1 protein-coding gene is annotated in these 18676 nt (G+C 74.0%); it reads right to left on the minus strand.

All coding sequences use genetic code 11. The features are described from left to right. Positions 1-22: 22 nt before the first annotated feature. Complete coding sequence (locus tag ACSHWO_RS13185; RefSeq protein ID WP_438311989.1) at positions 23-18649, minus strand: SDR family NAD(P)-dependent oxidoreductase; 18627 nt, start codon at positions 18647-18649, stop codon at positions 23-25. Between the last annotated feature and the right edge of the window lie 27 nt (positions 18650-18676).

The raw sequence follows: 18676 nt of genomic DNA on the forward strand, positions 1-18676 counted from the left end.
AGTTTCTGCTCGTTGTTCATGTCTACCTGCCGAGTTCGTTGTCGAGTGCTGCGAAGAGTTCGTCGTCGGTTGCCAGGTCGATGTCGTCGGCGCCGTCGGGGCCGCCGTCCACCGTCCGAAGCAGGCCGCGCAGTCGCGCGGCGTACGTTCCTGCCGGTCCGTCGCCGCCCGACGGGCCGACGGCCGAGAGAGCGGCCTCGAGTGCGTCCAGAGCCGCCTGGACCGGGTCCGCCACGTCGCCGACCAGCTCGCCCCGCAGGTGTGCGGCGACGGCTTCGGTGGTCGGGTGGTCGAAGACGAGCGTGTTGGACAACCGCAGTCCGGTGGCGGCGTTCAGCCTGTTGCGCAGTTCGACGGCGGTGAGGGAGTCGAAGCCCAGCTCCAGCAGTCCGCGCTGGACGTCGATCGTCCGCGGGGCCGGGTGGGCCAGGACGATGCCGACCTGTTCCCTGACGAGGTCGAGCAGCAGCCGCTGCTGCTCCTGCGCGTCCAGGCCCGTGAGCCGCTGCGCCAGCGGGACCTCGGCCGGGGCGGAGGCGCGCCGCGCGGCTCGGCGCTCGGTGGACACCAGGCCCCGGTACAGCTCGGGCAGCGCGTCCCCGAGGCTCCGCAGGACCGCGAGGTCGAGCGTCACCGGTGCGAGCACCGGCCCGACCCCGGCCCCGCCCTCGGCCTGTGGCGCTCCGGCTCCGGCCAGGGCCGTGTCGAGGGCCGCGAGCGCCCGGTCGGTCGCCATCGGCAGGATGCCGTTGCGTGCGAGCCTGGCCCGGTCGGCGCGGTCGAGGTCGCTCGCCATCCCGTCCTGCCACATGCCCCAGGCGAGGGACACGGCGGGCAGGCCCTCGGAGCGCCGGTGTTCGGCGAGCGCGTCCAGGAAGGTGTTGCCGGCGGCGTAGTTGGCCTGCCCGGCATTGCCCACCAGGCCGGCGACGGAGGAGAAGAGGACGAAGTCCGTCAGCTCCAGTCCGGCGGTCAGCTCGTGCAGGTTCCAGGCGGCTTCCACCTTCGGCCGCAGGACCCGGGAGAGGCTCTCCGGGCTGATGGCCTCCAGCATGCCGTCCTCGACGACTCCGGCCGCGTGCACGACCGCGGTGAGCGGGTGCTCGTCCGGGATCGAGGCGAGCAGCCCGGCCAGCGCGTCGCGGTCGGCCGCGTCGCACGCCGCGACCCGTACGTCCGCGCCGAGCGCCGTCAGTTCGGCGACCAGGTCCTCGGCCCCTCCTCGCCGGCTGGTGAGCAGCAGGCGGCGGGCGCCGCGGGCGGTCACCAGGTGCCGGGCGACCTGGGCTCCGAGTGCGCCCGTGCCACCGGTGATCAGCACCGTGCGCTCCGGGTCGAACGCGTCGTCGGCGTCCGGGGTCCGGACCGGGTACGGGACCTTGGCGAGCCGGGCCACGTACGCCCGTCCCCCGCGCAGTTCGAGCTGCGGTCGGGGATCGGCCAGGGCCGCGCCGAGCAGCTCGGGGTCGGTCGGCAGGCCGTCCGTGATCACGTGCTGGAAGAGTCCCGGATGTTCCGACGCGGCGGTCCGCATCAGCCCGGAGAGTGCGCTGTGCGCCAGTTCCCCGGTGCTGACCACGGCGAGCCGCGCTCCGGCCGGCGCCCCGGTGGCGACCCACTGCCGCAGTACCGCCAGCACCTCCTGGGTGACCCGGCCGGTCTCCTGCGCGGTGGCCGGGCGTACCGGGAGGACGACCACGTCGGGTGCGGTCGCACCGTCCGCCGTGGAGGCGGCCAGGTCGGCCAGGTCGGCGTGGTGCGCGGCGGCGAGCCCGAGGTCGGTCCCCCCGAGAACCGCGATGGTCGTGTCGCCGCCGGTGGAAAGTTCCACAGCGGCCCGTTCGACCGCGTACAGGGGCTGGTCGGAGGGGCGGGTCAGTGCGGTTCCCGCGGGCAGGGCCCGCAGGGCGAGCGAGGCGACGGTGGCGACCGGCGCGCCCGTCTCGTCGGCGATGCCGACCGCGACCGTTGCGTCCGGGCCGGTCGACAGCCTGACCCGCAGGGCGCCGGTCGCCCGGGCCCCGGTCAGCTGGACGCCGCTGAAGGAGAAGGGCAGCCGCAGGTCGGCCGACTCCTCCAGGAGCAGTGCGTGCAGCGCGGCGTCGAACAGTGCCGGGTGCAGGCCGAACCCCTCGGACTCGACGGACAGCCGTACCTCGGCGTACAGGTCCCCGCCCGAACGCCATGCCGCCGTCAGGCCCTGGAAGGCGGGGCCGTAGTCGTAGCCCCGGTCGGCGAGGCGGTCGTACAGGTCCTCGACCGGCTGGGTCTCGGCGCCGACCGGAGGCCAGGACGCGAGGTCGGGTTCGGGGCCGTCGGGGGCGGCGGCCGTCACGGTTCCGGTGGCGTGGCGGGTCCAGGCGTCGCCTTCCTGGTCGCCGCGCGAGTGGACGGCGACGGGCCTGCGGCCTTCCCCGTCGGGGCCACCGACGGTGATCTGGAGCTGGAGCGCACCCGCGTCGGGAAGGACCAGGGGTGCCTGGAGGACGAGTTCCTCCAGGTGCTCGCAGCCGAGTGCGGCGCCCGCGTGGAGCGCGAGCTCCACCAGGGCCGTGCCCGGGACCAGCAGGGTCCCGGCGACGGCGTGGTCGGCGAACCAGGGGTGGCTGCCGGCCGAGATCCGCCCGGTGAACAGGACACCGTCGGAGTCGGCGAGCGCCACCGCCGCCCCGAGCAGCGGGTGCCGTGCGGATTCGAGTCCGGCTGAGGCGACGTCGCCGCCGGGCCCCTCCGTGAGCCAGTAGCGCTCGCGCTGGAAGGGGTAGGTCGGCAGGTCGGCGGCCGGTCCGGCGTTCTCGCCGAACAGTGCGCGCCAGTCCACCGGCACGCCCCGTACGTGGGCGTGGGCCAGAGCGGTGACGAGGGTGTGGGGCTCGCTGCGCCCGCCGCGCACCACCGGGACCAGGAACGATCCCGCGTCGAGGAAGTCCTGCCCCATCGCGCTGAGCACGCCGTCCGGGCCGAGCTCCAGGAAGGTCCGTACGCCTTCGGCTTCCAGGGAGCGGGCCGCGTCCAGGAAGCGCACGGGCTGGCGGACGTGCCGGACCCAGTACTCGGGCGTGGTCAGTTCCTCGGCGCCGACCGGTTGCCCGGTCAGGGTGGAGACGATCGGAATGGTGGGCGCGGCGAACGCGAGCCCCTTCGCGACCGTCTGGAACTCGTCCAGCATCGCGTCCATGTGCGGGGAGTGGAAGGCGTGGCTGACGCGCAGTCGCTTGGTCTTGCGTCCCCGGGCGGAGAGTTCCGCTCCGACGGCCTCGACGGCTTCGGCGTCGCCCGAGACCACCACGGAAGTGGGGCCGTTGACGGCGGCGATGCCGAGCTGGTCCTCCCGTCCGGCGAGCAGGGCCAGCACCTCCTGCTCCTCGGCCTGCACGGCGAGCATCGCGCCGCCACCGGGCAGTGCCTGCATCAGCCGGCCGCGGGCCGCGACGAGCTGCGCCGCGTCCGCCAGCGTCAGGACGCCGGCGACGTGTGCGGCGGCCAGCTCACCGATGGAGTGTCCGGCGAGGAAGTCGGGCCGTACGCCCCAGCCTTCGAGGAGCCGGAACAGCGCGACCTCGGTCGCGAACAGGGCGGCCTGCGTGAAGGCGGTCTGGTCCAGCGGCGCCGGGTCCTCGCCGAAGAGGACGTCCAGCAGCGGCGTTTCCAGCCAGGGATCGAGCGCTGCGCATACGGCGTTCAGGGCTTCGGCGTAGGCCGGGTAGGCGGCGTGCAGCTCCCGGCCCATGCCGAGTCGCTGGCTGCCCTGACCGGTGAAGAGGAAGGCCGTACGGCCGTCCACGGGCGTACCCCGCACGGTCAGTGCTGCGAGTCCGTCGACCGCTTCGGTGGTGGTGGAGGCCACCACCACGGCGCGGTGCGGCAGTCCGGCCCGTCCGACGGCCAGGGTCCGTCCCGTCGGTGCCAGGTCCTGCTGCCCGCTGTCGGCGAGGGACGCGGCCACCTGGTCGGCCTGCGCCAGCAGGGCCGCGTCGGTGTGCGCGGACAGCAGCAGCGGCACGACCGGCATCGGCTCGGCCGGCGGGACCGTCCCCCCGGTCGGCGGCTGCTCCACGATGACGTGGGCATTGGTGCCGCTGATGCCGAAGGAGGACACGCCCGCCCGGCGCGGCCGCTCGGACTCGGGCCACGGCACCGCCTCGGTGAGCAGTTCCACGTCGCCGGCGGACCAGTCCACGTGCGGGCTGGGCTCGTCGATGTGGAGGCTCTTGGGGAGCACCCCGTGCCGCATCGCCATGACCATCTTGATGACGCCGGCGACACCGGCGGCGGCCTGGGAGTGTCCGATGTTGGACTTCAGGGAGCCCATCAGGAGGGGGGACGGGCGCTCCTGCCCGTAGGTGGCGAGTACGGCCCGGGCCTCGATCGGGTCGCCCAGCGTGGTGCCGGTGCCGTGGGCCTCCAGCGCGTCCACGTCCGCGGCGCTCAGGCCGGCGTTGGTCAGGGCCTGGCGGATCACCCGCTCCTGGGAGGGGCCGTTGGGGGCGGTGAGGCCGTTGCTCGCACCGTCCTGGTTGACGGCGGTTCCGCGGATCACACCGAGGATCCGGCGGCCGTTGCGCCGGGCGTCGGAGAGCCGCTCCAGCAGGAGGACTCCGGCGCCTTCGGCCCAGGCCGCCCCGTCCGCCTGCGCGGAGAAGGGCTTGCACCGGCCGTCCGGTGCCAGGCCGCGCTGCCGGCTGAACTCCACGAACAGGGTGGGCGCGGCCAGTACGGTCACGCCGCCGGCCAGGGCCAGCGCGCATTCTCCGCTCCGCAGCGCCTGGGCGGCGAGGTGCACGGAGACGAGCGAGGAGGAGCAGGCCGTGTCGACGGTGATCGCCGGCCCCTGCAGGCCGAAGGTGTAGGCGACCCGGCCGGAGGCGACACTGACCGTGCTGCCGACCGCCAGGTAGCCCTCCAGGGCTTCGGGGGCGTCCTTCAGGCGGGCCGCGTAGTCGTTGGCCATGACACCGGCGAACACACCGGTCTGGCTGCCCTTGAGGGACGTCGGGTCGATGCCCGCGCGCTCGAAGGCCTCCCAGCAGATTTCCAGCAGCAGGCGCTGCTGCGGGTCGATGGCGGTGGCCTCCCGTGCGCTCACCCCGAACAGCTCACGGTCGAACTGCGGTGCCCCGTAGAGGAATCCGCCGTGCCGGGTGTACGAGGTGCCCACGTGGTCGGGGTCCGCGTCGTACAGGCCGTCCAGGTCCCAGCCGCGGTCGTTCGGGAACGGGCCGATGGCGTCGCGCTCGTCGGACAGCAGCGCCCACAGCTCCTCCGGGGAGCTGACCTCGCCCGGGTAGCGGCAGGCCATCGCGACGATCGCGATCGGCTCGTCGGAGACGTCGGCGACCGGCTCGGCCTCGGCCACGGCCGGGGCCGGGGCCGGGGCCGGGGCGGAGCCGAGCAGTTCGGTCCGCAGGAAGCGGGCCAGCTCGACCGTGTTCGGGTAGTCGAACACCGCCGTCGCGGGCAGCTTCAGACCTGCGGCCGCGTTCAGCCGGTTGCGCAGTTCCACCGCCTTGAGCGAGTCGAAGCCCAGTTCGTTGAAGGCCCGGTCGGGTGCGACCTGGTCGGCGTCGGTGTGCCCCAGGACGGAGGCCACCAGGCCGCGGACCAGGTGCAGCAGCGCGCGCTCCTGGTCCGGCAGGGCCAGCGGTGCCAGGCGTTCCCGGAGGGAGTTCCCGCCCGCCTGCTCGCCGACGGCGGCGCGCCGCGCCGGACGCACCAGGCCGTGGAAGAGCGCGGGCAGCGTGCCGTCCTCGCTGCGCGCCCGCAGTCCGGTGTGGTCCAGCAGCGCCGGAACGAGCACCGGCCGACGGGTCGCGAGGGCCGCGTCGAACAGCGCCAGCCCCTGCTCGCTGCCGATCGGGGCGATGCCGCCCCGGGACATGCGGGCGAGGTCGGCGTCGGTCAGGTGACCGGTCATCCCGCTGCCTTCGGCCCACAGGCCCCAGGCCAGCGACGTACCGGGCAGGCCCAGGGCCTGGCGGTGCTGCGCGAGGGCGTCCAGGTAGGTGTTGGCCGCGGCGTAGTTGGCCTGTCCCGCGGTGCCGACCGTACCGGCCAGCGAGGAGAACAGGACGAACGCGTCCAGCTCCAGGCCGGCGGTCAGCTCGTGCAGGTGCCGGGCGGCATCGACCTTGGGACGCAGTACGGTGTCGAGCTGCTCGGCCGTCAGGGCGTGCAGCGTGCCGTCGTCGAGGACGCCGGCGGTGTGCAGGACCGCGGTGAGCGGGTGCTGCGGGGGGATCGCGTCCAGCATCGCGGCGACCGCCCTGCGGTCGGCCGTGTCACAGGCGACCACGGACACGTCCGCTCCGTGGGCCGCGAGTTCGGCCTCCAGCTCCGGCATGCCCGCCGCGTCCCGGCCGCGGCGGCTCGCCAGCAGCAGGTGCCGTACACCGTGTTCGGCGACGAGGTGGCGGGCGAACAACTGTCCCAGGGTGCCGGTGGCGCCCGTCACGAGGACGGTGCCCCCGGCGTTCAGGGCGGGCACGGTGTCGCCCGTCGGGGGCGACGTGACCAGCCGCGGGACGAGCAGGGCCCCGTCCCGCAGGCTCACCTGCGCGTCCGGTACGGCCAGCGCACGGCCGAGCTCGGCCTCGGAGACGTCCCAGTCCGTCAGGTCCAGCAGGCCGAACCGGTCCGGGTTCTCGGCCATGGCGGTACGCACCAGCCCCCAGACGGGCGCCGAGGAGAGTCCGGCCTCCGTCCGGGCGGTGGTCGCGTCACGGGTCACGAAGACCAGGCGCGAGTCGGCGAACCGCTCCTCGGCGAGCCACTCCTGGGCCAGCCGGAGGGCCCGGTGTGCCACGGCGCCCGGACCGTCCTCGCCGGGGAAGGGGACCACGACGAGCGGCGGGGTCCCGACGACTCCGGCGAGGCCCGGGTAGCTGCCCAGAGGGGCGGGCAGACCGAGACCGCAGCCGTCGAGGACGGCCCATCCGGCGGCCGGGACGGCCTGCGGGGCGGGCGTCCACTCGACGTGGAGCAGCGGCTGGCGGGGTGTGACCGGGCCGGCCAGCTGCGCGGGGTCCACGGCCCGCAGGCTGAGCGTCTCCACCGATGCGATCGGCGCCCCGCTCGGGTCGGCGAGGGACAGGGCGGCGCCCGTGCCTTCCGGGGTGATCCGTACGCGCAGCACACTGGCGTTCACCGCGTGCAGCCGGACGCCGGTCCAGGCGAAGGGCAGCGCCAGGCGGCCGTCCTGTGCGAGCGCCAGCGGGTGCAGGGCGGCGTCGAGGAGGGCCGGGTGGATCCCGAACTCGTCCACGGGGACGCCCTCCGGGAGCGCGACCTCGGCGAACGTCTCCTGGCCGGCGCGCCACAGCGCCCGCAGCCCCTGGAAGGCGGGCCCGTACTGGAAGCCCCGCTCGGCGAGCGTGTCGTACGCACCCGTCAGGTCGACCGGCTCGGCGCCGGCCGGGGGCCAGGCGGTGTCGGTCGGTGCGCCCGCGCGTCCTTCCGCGCGGCCCAGTACGCCGGTGGCGTGCAGGGTCCACGGCTGGACCGCGGCGTCGTCGGACCCGGGCTCCGGACGGGAGTGGACCGACAGCGCGCGCCGGCCCTCCGCGTCCGGCGCGTCGACCACGACCTGGAGCTGTACTCCGCCGCGGCCGGGCAGCACCAGCGGCGCCTGGAGGGTCAGCTCGTCGAGCTGGTCGAGGCCCGTGTGGTCACCCGCCCGGACGGCGAGGTCCACGAAGGCGGTACCGGGGAGCAGCACGGTACCGGCCACGGCGTGGTCCGCCAGCCAGGGCTGCGTGTTCAGGGCGATCCTGCCGCTCAGGACCAGCTTGTCCGCGTCGGCCGTCCACAGGGCGGCGCCGATGAGGGGGTGCCGCTCGGCGGCCATGCCGAGCCCGCCCGCGTCCCCGGCCGGCGCCGGACCCTCCAGCCAGTAGCGTCGGCGCTGGAAGGGATAGGTCGGCAGGTCGACGACCGCGCCGGGTCCGCCGACCACGGCGGCCCAGTCGAGCGGGGCGCCCGAGACGTGGGCCTGCGCCGCGGAAGCGAGGAAGTCGTCGAGTCCGCCCTCGCCGCGGTGGAGGGAGGGCACGGTGACCGCGCTGTCGTACGCCGTGTCGTCGATCGTCTCCTGGATCGCGACGGTCAGCACCGGGTGGGCGCTGGCCTCGATGAAGACGCGGTGGCCCTGGTCGAGCAGGGTCCGGGTGGCCTCCTCCAGCTGGACGGTCCGGCGGAGGTTGCGGAACCAGTACGAGCCGTCGAGCTCCGTGCCGTCCAGCGGCTGCCCGGTGACGGTGGAGAGGAAGGGCACCTCGACGGCGCGCGGGGTGAGCGAGGACAGGGCGTCGAGGAGCTCGTCCCGCAGGCTTTCGACGTGCGCGGAGTGGGAGGCGTAGTCGACCGGGATGCGCTTGGCCCGCATCCCGTTGTCCTTGCAGTGGGCGACCAGCTCCTCGAGGGCGGTCACCCCTCCGGCGACCACCACGGAGCGCGGGCCGTTGTGCGCGGCGATGTCGATGGCGCCGTCCCAACGGGTGACGAGCGCGCGGACCTCGTCGGCCGGCAGGGCCACCGAGACCATCCCGCCCGTACCCGCCAGCTTCACGATCGCCCGGCTGCGCAGCGCCACGACCTTCGCCGCGTCGTCCAGCGACAGCGCCCCGGCCACCACGGCCGCCGCGATCTCGCCCTGCGAGTGACCGACCACCGCGTCCGGCTCGATACCCACCGAACGCCACAACGCGGCCAGGGAGACCATCACCGCCCACAGCGCCGGCTGCACCACCTCCACCCGGTCGAAACCGGGCGCACCCTGCGCACCGCGCAGGACGTCCGTCAGCGACCAGTCCGTGAACGGCGCCAGCGCCCGCTCGCACTCCACCAGCCGGGCGGCGAACACCGGGGAGGAGTCGAAGAGGTCCAGGGCCATGCCCTGCCACTGCGAACCCTGTCCCGGGAACACGAACACCGTCTTGCCGGGACCGGTGACCGCGCCCTGCACCAGGTTCGGTGCGGACCCGCCCGAGGCCAGCGCCTCGAGGCCCGCCAGCAGCTCGTCCCGGTCGGCGCCCGAAACCGTCGCCCGGAAGGGGAGGTGCGGGACCCGCGTCGCGAGGGCCGAGGCCACCCGCGCCGGGTCGACGGCCTGCGAGGCCAGCAGCTCGCGCACCTGGCCGCCCCGCGCCGCCAGGGCCGCCTCGCTCTTCGCCGAGACCACCAGCGGAAGCTCCGCCACCACCGGCCCACCGGCGGCGACCGGCTCCGGGCCCTGCTCCAGGACCACGTGCGCGTTCGTACCGCTGATACCGAACGAGGACACGGCCGCGCGACGCGGACGCGCCACCTCCGGCCAGGCCCGACGCTCGGTGACCAGCTCCACCGCGCCCGTCGACCAGTCGACGTGCGGCGTCGGCTCGTCCACGTGCAGCGTCGCCGGCAGTTCCGCGTTGCGCATCGCCATCAGCATCTTGATGATGCCCGCGACACCCGCGGCGGCCTGCGTGTGGCCGATGTTCGACTTGATCGACCCCAGGTGCAGCGGCTCTTCGCGGTCCTGGCCGTAGGTGGCCAGCAGCGCGTTGGCCTCGATCGGGTCACCGAGCCGGGTACCGGTGCCGTGCGCCTCGACCGCGTCCACCTCGTGCGGAGCGAGGCGGGCGTTGGCGAGGGCCTGGCGGATGACGCGTTCCTGCGCCGGCCCGTTGGGGGCGGTCAGGCCGTTGCTCGCACCGTCCTGGTTGACCGCGGAACCGCGGATCACGCCGAGGACGTTGTGCCCGAGCCGCTGGGCGTCCGACAGGCGCTCCAGCACCAGCACGCCCGCGCCCTCGGACCACCCCGTACCGTCCGCCGAAGCCGCGAACGACTTGCAGGTCCCGTCCGGCGACAGACCGCGCTGACGGGAGAACTCGACGAAGGTCGTCGGCGTGGACATCACGGTGACACCGCCGGCGAGTGCCATCGAGCACTCGCCCTGGCGCAGCGCCTGCGCCGCCAGGTGCACCGCGACCAGCGACGAGGAACACGCCGTGTCCAGGGTCACCGCCGGACCCTCGAGACCGAACGTGTAGGCCACCCGGCCCGAGAGGACGCTGGAGATCGTGCCCGTCAGCAGATGCCCCTCGAAGCCCTCCGGGGCACTCCCCAGCCGCGACCCGTAGTCGCTGTACATCACACCCGCGTAGACACCGGTCGAGGAGCCGCGCAGCGAGGCGGGGTCGACCCCCGCACGCTCCAGCGCCTCCCACGCGACCTCCAGCAGCACCCGCTGCTGGGGGTCGGTCGCGAGCGCCTCGCGCGGACTGAGACCGAAGAACTCGGGGTCGAACTCGGCGGCCTCGTAGAGGAACCCGCCCTTGCGCGTGTACGACTTGCCGATCTTGTCGGGGTCCGGGTCGAAGAGGCCTTCCACGTCCCAGCCGCGGTCGGACGGGAACTCGCCGATCGCGTTCCGGCCCTCCGCCACGAGCCGCCACAGCTCCTCCGGCGAGGAGACCCCGCCCGGGTAGCGGCAGCCCATGCCGACCACGGCGATCGGCTCGTCGAGCCCCGGGGCGTGGGCGGTCACCGACGGGACGGCGGGCGTTGCGGTCGCGTCGAGCCGGTCCAGCAGGAAGTCCGCCACCGCCTGGGGCGACGGGTGGTCGAACACGAGGGTGGTGGGCAGTCGCAGCCCGGTCACCGCGTTGAGCCGGTTGCGCAGCTCGACACCCGTGAGGGAGTCGAAGCCGATCTCCCTGAACGCCTTGGCCGGGTCGATGTCGGCACGGGCCCCGTGGCCGAGGACCAGGCCCACGGTCTCCCGCACGGTCTGGAGCACGGCCTGCGCCCGCTCCTCCGAGGCCAGCGCGACCAGCCGCTGGACCCACGAGGAGTCGTCGCCCCGGGCGACGCCGGCCGCCTGCCGGCGGCGGACGCGGAGCAGACCGGTGAACAGCTCGGGCAGCGCGTTCTCCTCGGCCCGGGCGCGCAGGGCGCCCAGGTCGAGTTCGGCGGGGACCAGCAGCGGCTCGGCCGAGGCGAGCGCCGCGTCGAACAGATCGAGACCCAGTTCCGCGGTCAGCGGGACGATTCCGCTCCGCTTCCACCGTGCGACGTCGGCGTCGGCGAGGGTTCCGGCCATGCCGTCGGCGCTGTCCCACAGGCTCCACGCGAGGGAGGTGGCGGGCAGGTTCCGGGCGCGGCGGTGCTGCGCGAGGACGTCGAGGAAGGTGTTCGCGGCCGCGTAGTTGGCCTGGCCGGCGTTGCCCAGGAGACCCGCGATGGACGAGAACATGACGAACGAGGCGAGACCGAGGTGCTCGGTGAGGCGGTGGAGGTTCCAGGCCGCGTCCACCTTCGGACGCATCACCCGCTCCAGGTGGCCGGCCGACAGCGAGGCGACCGTCGCATCGTCCAGGACACCCGCGGTGTGCACCACGGCGGTCAGCGGACGCTCGACCGAGACCTCGTCCAACAGGGCGGCCAGCGCGTCGGGGTCCGACACGTCACACGCCGCCACCCGGGCCCGCGCACCCGACTCCGCGAGCTCCGCGACGAACTCGGCGGCGCCCGGAGTCGCACCGCCACGACGCGACACCAACAGCAGGTGCCGTGCACCGTGGTGCGTCACCAGGCGGCGGGCCACCAGACGGCCCAACGTACCCAGGGCGCCGGTCACCAGGACCGTACCCTCCGGATCCAGGACCTCCGCCGCACCCGCTGCGGCGCCCGCAGCACGCGCCAGACGCGGCGCGAACAACCCGCCGCCCCGCACGGCGACCTCGGGCGCACCCGAAGCCAACACGGTGGGCAGCAGTTCCATCCCGCCCTCGTCCACGTGGGCGAGGACCAGCCGGTCGGGCTGCTCGGTCTGCGCAGCGCGGACCAGGCCCACGAGCGGGGCCGTGTGCAGCTCACCGTCCGGCAGGACGAGGACGAGGCGGCTCTCGGCGAACTGCGGGGCGGCCAGCCATTCCCGCACCACGTCCAGCCCGCGCGCCGCCGTGGCGTGGGTCTGGTCGAGTACGTCACCGGTGGTGCCGGCGACGAGCTCCCGCTCACCGATCACCACGAACTCCGGTGCGGCAGAGCCCGCGTCGACCGCCGTGCCGAGCGCGGCGAGGTCGGCGTAGGGCGCCTCGCCCAGCCGGATCCAGCGCTGGTCGGCGACCGGTTCGACCGCCGGGAGGGCCTCCCAGGCCACCTGGTAGAGGGACTGCACGGCCGGGCCGGCGACGGCGAGCTGATCGCGGGCGATCGGCCGCAGGGCGACCGACTCGATGGCCGCCACCGGGGCGCCGGCGCCGTCGGCGAGGGCGAGACGGGCCGTGTCCTCGCCGGTGCGGGTCCAGCGGACGCGCAGCACCGTGGCCCCGACCGCGTGCAGCACGAGGCCCGAGAACGAGAACGGCAGGCGGATCGTGCCGTCGTCCTGCGCGGAGGCCGCGGCCTCCAGTACGAGCGGGTGCAGGACCGCGTCGAGGGCGGCGGGGTGCACGCCGAAGCGGGCGGCTTCGGCGTGCAGCTGGTCGGGCAGGACGACCTCGGCGTAGAGGTCGTCGCCGACGCGCCAGGCTGCGCGCAGGCCGTGGAAGGCCGGCCCGTAGCCGTAGCCCAGGTCCTCGAGGCGGTCGTAGACGCCGTCCAGCGGGACGGGGACGCCCTCGGCCGGGGGCCACTGGTCCAGGGAAACGCCCGGCGAGGGGACGGAGGACGTGAGCAGGCCGGCCGCGTGGGCGGTCCACTGCTCTGCGCCGGTCCGCGCGTACACGGTGAACTGACGGTCGCCGCGCGCGTCGGCCCGGTCCGCGGTCAGCCGCAGCTGGGCGCCCGTCTTCTCGGAGAGGACCAGGGGCGCCTGGAGGGTGAGTTCCTCGACGGTGGCGTACCCGAGCTGCTCGGCCGCGGTGGCCGCGAGCTCCAGGAAGGCCGTCCCCGGAACCAGGACCGTCCCGCCGATCGCGTGATCGGCCAGCCACGGATGCGAGGACAACGACACCGAAGCCGAGAACTGCACCGCGTCACCGTCGGGCTCGGTGATCATCGCAGCCAGCATCGGGTGGTCCACGGCCGTCAGACCCAGACCCGCCGCATCACCGGATCGCGGCGCGTCCAACCAGAAACGCTCGCGCTGGAACGCGTACGTCGGCAGCTCCACCACACGGGAACCCGGCAGGAACCCCTCCCAGTCCACGTCCACACCGTGTGCGTGCACGGCTCCCAGGGCGGCGAGGAGGGAGCGCTTCTCGGCACGGTCCTTGCGCAGCACCGGAACCACGACGACGCCGTCGGTGTCGGCCAGGCACTCGCCCGTCAGAGCCGCGAGCGTCCCGTCGGGGCCCAGCTCCACGAACGCCGTCACACCGAGGCCGGCCAGGGTGGCGACGCCGTCGGCGAAGCGGACGGCCGAACGGGCCTGGGCCGCCCAGTACTCGGCAGTGAACTCCTCGACCACCTGACCGGTGACGTTCGACACGACCGGGATCCGGGGAGCCGCATGGGTCAGGGTCCGGGCGACCTCGGTGAGCTCGGCCAGCATGGCGTCCAGGTGCGCGGAGTGGAAGGCGTGGCTCACCTTCAGCCGGGTCGCCTTCACGCCCTCCGCGCGAGCCAGCTCCAGGACGTCGAGCACGGCCGTCTCGTCGCCCGAGATCACGGTGCTGGCAGGGCTGTTGAACCCGGCCACGTCCACACCGGAACGACCCTCGAGCCACCCGGCGACACGCGCTTCACCCGCGTTCAGGGCGACCATCGCCCCGCCCTCGGCGACGCCCTCCATCAGACGGGCCCGCGCGCAGACCAGACGCGCGGCGTCCTCGAGGGACAGCACGCCCGCCACGTGGGCCGCGGCCAGCTCGCCGACCGAGTGACCCACCAGGTAGTCCGGGGTGACCCCGTAGTGGGCCAGCAGACGGAACAGGGCCACCTCGACCGCGAACAGCGCCGGCTGGGTGAACACCGTCCGCTGGAGCAGCTCCGGCTCGCCGTCGACCACCTCGGCGAGCGGACGGTCCAGGTGGACGTCCAACGCCGCGACGACCTCTTCGAACGCGGCCGCGAACACCGGCTCCGCCGCACGCAACTCACGGCCCATGCCCAGACGCTGACTGCCCTGCCCGGAGAACAGGAACGCCACCTGACCCGCCGGGGAGGTCTCGCCCGGGGTCAGCGCCCGCAGGGCGTCCAGGAGCTCCTCCCGGGTCTCGCCCACGACCACCGCACGGTGATCGAAACGAGCGCGCGATACGGCCAGCGAGCGGCCCACGGCCACGACGTCGAGTTCCGGCCGCTCCTCCAGGAACGACGCCAGCCGATCCGCCTGCTCCGACAGAGCGGCCGCGGACCTGCCGGACACCACCCACGGCACCGGGCCCGACACCGACGGCTCTTCCAGCGGAGCGTCGCCCTGCGGGACCTGCTCGACGATGAGGTGGGCGTTGGTACCGCTGATGCCGAAGGACGAGATGCCCGCCCGGCGCGGACGGTCGAGCTCCGGCCACTCCTGGGCCTGCGTGAGCAGCCGCACGCCGCCGGCCGACCAGTCGACGTGCGTGGTCGGCTCGTCCACGTGCAGCGTCGCCGGGAGGACCCCGTGACGCATGGCCATGACCATCTTGATCACGCCCGCGACGCCCGCCGCGGCCTGCGTGTGACCGATGTTCGACTTCAGCGAGCCGAGCCGGAGCGGCTCTTCGCGGTCCTGGCCGTAGGTGGCCAGCAGCGCCTGCGCCTCGATCGGGTCGCCGAGCCTGGTGCCCGTGCCGTGTGCCTCCACCGCGTCCACCTCGGACGCCGACAGGCGGGCGTTCGCCAGCGCGGCGCGGATGACCCGCTCCTGCGAGAGCCCGTTCGGGGCCGTCAGACCGTTGCTCGCACCGTCCTGGTTCACGGCGGAACCACGGATCACCGCGAACACCTGGTGCCCGTTGCGCTCCGCGTCCGACAGCCGCTCCAGCACCAGCAGACCCACGCCCTCGGCCCAGCCCGTACCGTCCGCCGACGAGGAGAACGCCTTGCACCGCCCGTCCGGCGACAGGCCGCGCTGCCGGGAGAACTCCACGAACATGCCGGGCGTGGCCATGATGGACGCGCCGCCCGCCAGGGCCATGGAGGACTCGCCCTGGCGCAGCGACTGCGCGGCGAGGTGGAGCGCGACGAGCGAGGACGAGCAGGCGGTGTCGATCGTCACCGCCGGGCCCTCCAGCCCGAAGGTGTAGGCCAGCCGGCCCGAGGCCACGCTGGTGGTGTTGCCGGTCAGCAGGTAGCCGTCGTGTCCGCCGGACGGCTCGTGCAGTCGCGGCCCGTACTCCATGGCCGTCGCACCCACGTACACACCGGTGCGGGTGCCGCGCAGCGCGGCCGGGTCGATGCCCGCCTGTTCGAAGGCCTCCCAGGCCGTCTCCAGCAGCAGCCGCTGCTGGGGCTCCATCGCCGCCGCCTCGCGGGGGCTGATGCCGAAGAACTCGGCGTCGAACCGGTCCGCGTCGTGCAGGAAACCGCCCTTGGTGGCGTAGGTCTTGCCGGGGGTGGCCGGGTCGGTGGTGAAGAGCGATTCGAGGTCCCAGCCGCGGTTGGTGGGGAATCCGCCGACCGCGTCGACCTCGCCGCTGACCGCACGCCACAGGTCCTGCGGAGACGCGATCCCTCCCGGGAGCCGGCAGGCCATGCCGACGATCGCGATGGGCTCGTCCAGGGCTGCGGCCCCGTCCGCATCGTCATCCAGGCCCTGGTCCTGGTCCTGGTCCTGGTCCAGTCTGCGGAGCTGGTCACGGAGGTGTTCGGCGAGTGCCGCCGGCGTCGGGTAGTTGAAGAGGATGCCGGAGGGCAGCGAGAGCCCGGTGGCCGCGTTCAGCGCGTTGCGCAGCTCGACGGCCGCGAGGGAGTCGAAGCCCAGGTCCTTGAAGGGCGTGTCGCCGTCCACGTCGCGCGCCGATCCGTGGCCGAGCACTGCTGCCGCGTGCGCGCGCACCAGCTCCAGCTCGTCGCCGCGCGGCGCGGACCGCTTCGGACGGTTCCGCCGCGCGGTAGCGGCGCGGACCTGGGCCGGCCGGATCGGGGAACCGTCCAGCCAGTAGGGCTCGCGCTGGAAGGCGTACGTGGGCAGGTCCACCAGTCCCGAACCGGGCAGGAACTGCTCCCACTCCACCTCCACGCCGTTGGCGTGCGCCTCTGCGAACGAGGTCAGGAAGCGGGCCGGTCCGCCGTCGCCGCGCCGCAGCGACCCGACGACGACGGTGCCGCGGACGCCGGCCTGGTCGGCCGTGTCGCTGAGGGCCGAGGTGAGCACCGGGTGGGCGCTGACCTCGACGAAGACGCGGTGCCCGGCGTCGAGCAGGGCGCGGGTGGTCTCTTCCAGGCGGACGGTCTGGCGGAGGTTGCGCAGCCAGTATGCGCCGTCGAGCTCTTCGCCGTTCAGCGGCTGTGCGGTGACGGTGGAGAAGAACGTGATGTCACCGGTACGGGGCGTGATGTCGGCCAGCAGCTCCCGCAGCTCGTCCTCCAGCGAGTCGACGTGGGCGGAGTGGGAGGCGTAGTCGACCGGAATGGTGCGGGCGCGGTACCCCTTGGCCTCGCCCTGGGCGACGAGGTCGGCCAGGGCCTGCGGGTCGCCGGAGACGACCGTGCTCTCGGGGCCGTTGTGTGCGGCGATGTCGATCGCGCCGCCCCACGGGGCGATGAGCTCGCGGACCGCGTCGGCCGGTAGGGCCACCGACACCATGCCGCCCGTGCCGGCCAGCTTGGCGATCGCGCGGCTCCGCAACGCGACGGTCTTCGCCGCGTCCTCGAGCGTCAGCGCACCGGCGACCACGGCCGCCGCTATCTCGCCCTGCGAGTGGCCGACCACCGCATCCGGCTCGATGCCCACCGAGCGCCACAGCGCCGCCAGGGACACCATCACCGCCCACAGCGCGGGCTGCACCACGTCCACCCGGTCGAAGTCCGGCGCACCGTCCGCACCGCGCAGCACGTCCAGCAGCGACCAGTCCGTGAACGGCGCCAGCGCCGCCTCGCACTCCAGCAGCCGACCGGCGAACACCGGGGAGGAGTCGAAGAGCTCGAGCGCCATGCCCTGCCACTGTGAGCCCTGACCGGGGAAGACGAACACCGTCTTGCCCGCACCGTCCGGCACCGCACGACCCGACACCACACCGGCCGCGGGCACGCCCGCGGCCAACGCCCGAACGCCCTCCAGGAGCTCCTCGCGGGTCTCCCCCACGACCACCGCGCGGTGGTCGAACCGAGCACGCGACACCGCCAGCGATCGACCCACCGCAGCGGCGTCCAGCTCCGGACGCCCCTCCAGGAACGACGCCAGCCGCTCCGCCTGACCGGCCACTGCCTCGGCCGACCTGCCCGACAGCACCCACGGCACCACACCGGGGCCGGACTCGGCGCCGGGCGGCTCCTCCTCCTCCTCGGCCGCCGCCGACTCGGGGCGCCAGTCCGAGAGCACGACGTGGCAGTTCGTACCGCCCACGCCGAACGAGCTGACACCGGCGTAGAGCGGCTCGTCCGGCCGCGGCCACGCTTCGAGGCCGCGCTGCACGGCGAGCTTCAACTCGTCGAACGCGATGTCCGGGTTGGGGGTTTCGAAGTTCAGGCTCGGCACGAGCTCGCGGTGGCGGATGCAGAGCGCCGCCTTCAGCAGGCCGACGATGCCGGCGGCACCTTCGAGGTGTCCGACGTTGGTCTTCACCGATCCGACGCGGAGCTCGGATCCGTCCACGCGGCCGTCACCGAGCACCGCGCCCAGGGCCGACGCTTCGATCGGGTCGCCCACTTTGGTGCCGGTGCCGTGCAGTTCGACGTACTGCACCTGCTCCGCGGACACCTCGGCGCGCTCGTACGCCTGTCGCAGGACGTCCTGCTGGCCGGCCGGGCTGGGGACGGCGAGGCCTTCGGTCGTCCCGTCGTTGTTCATCGCGCTGCCGTGCAGCACGCAGTAGACCGGGTCGCCGTCCGCCAGGGCGGCGTGCAGCGGCTTGAGCACCACGAACGCGCCGCCCTCACCGCGTACGTATCCGTTCGCCCTGGCGTCGAACGTGAAGCTGATGCCGTCCGGCGACAGTGCGCCGAGCCGCTCCGGGCCGATGGTGCTCTCCGGCACCAGGTTGAGGTTGACACCGCCGGCGATGGCCATGGCGGACTCACCGCGGCGCAGGCTCTCGACGGCCAGGTGCACGGCGACCAGCGAGGAGGACTGGCCGGTGTCCACGGCCGCACTCGGTCCGTGCAGACCCAGGGTGTAGGAGATCCGGTTGGCGATGACGCCGCGGTTGAGGCCGGTCAGGGTGTGGCGGGTGATGCCTTCGGCCCCGTGCTGGCGCGTGAGGGTGGCGTAGTCGTCGGCGATGACACCGACGAAGACACCGGTCCGGCTGTCGGCGAGATCGGAGGGGACGATCCTGGCGTCCTCCAGTGCTTCCCAGGCGAGCTCGAGCATCAGCCGCTGCTGCGGGTCCATCGACGACGCCTCACGCGGGCTGATGCCGAAGAACCCCGCGTCGAAGCCGCTGACGTCGTCGAGGTAGCCCCCCGGCCGAGCGGGCAGTTCGGGGCGGCCGGCCGGGGGCGCGCCGATCGCGCTGCGGCCGTCGCGCAGCAACTGCCACAGTTGCGCGGGGTTCTCCGCATGCGGCAGTCGGCAGGACATACCGACGATGGCGATCGCCTCGGTCGTTGTCGACGTGTCAGCTTGGATTTCAACCATGGTCGAGTGGCCCTACCTATTGATACG

The organism is Streptomyces pallidus (ex Mingjun et al. 2026), assembly GCF_051550185.1.
GTDB lineage: Bacteria > Actinomycetota > Actinomycetes > Streptomycetales > Streptomycetaceae > Streptomyces.

Bases quoted from the DNA above. Each gene is read 5' to 3' on its own strand.
- ACSHWO_RS13185 (WP_438311989.1), bottom strand. From the start codon at position 18,649: ATGGTTGAAATCCAAGCTGACACGTCGACAACGACCGAGGCGATCGCC.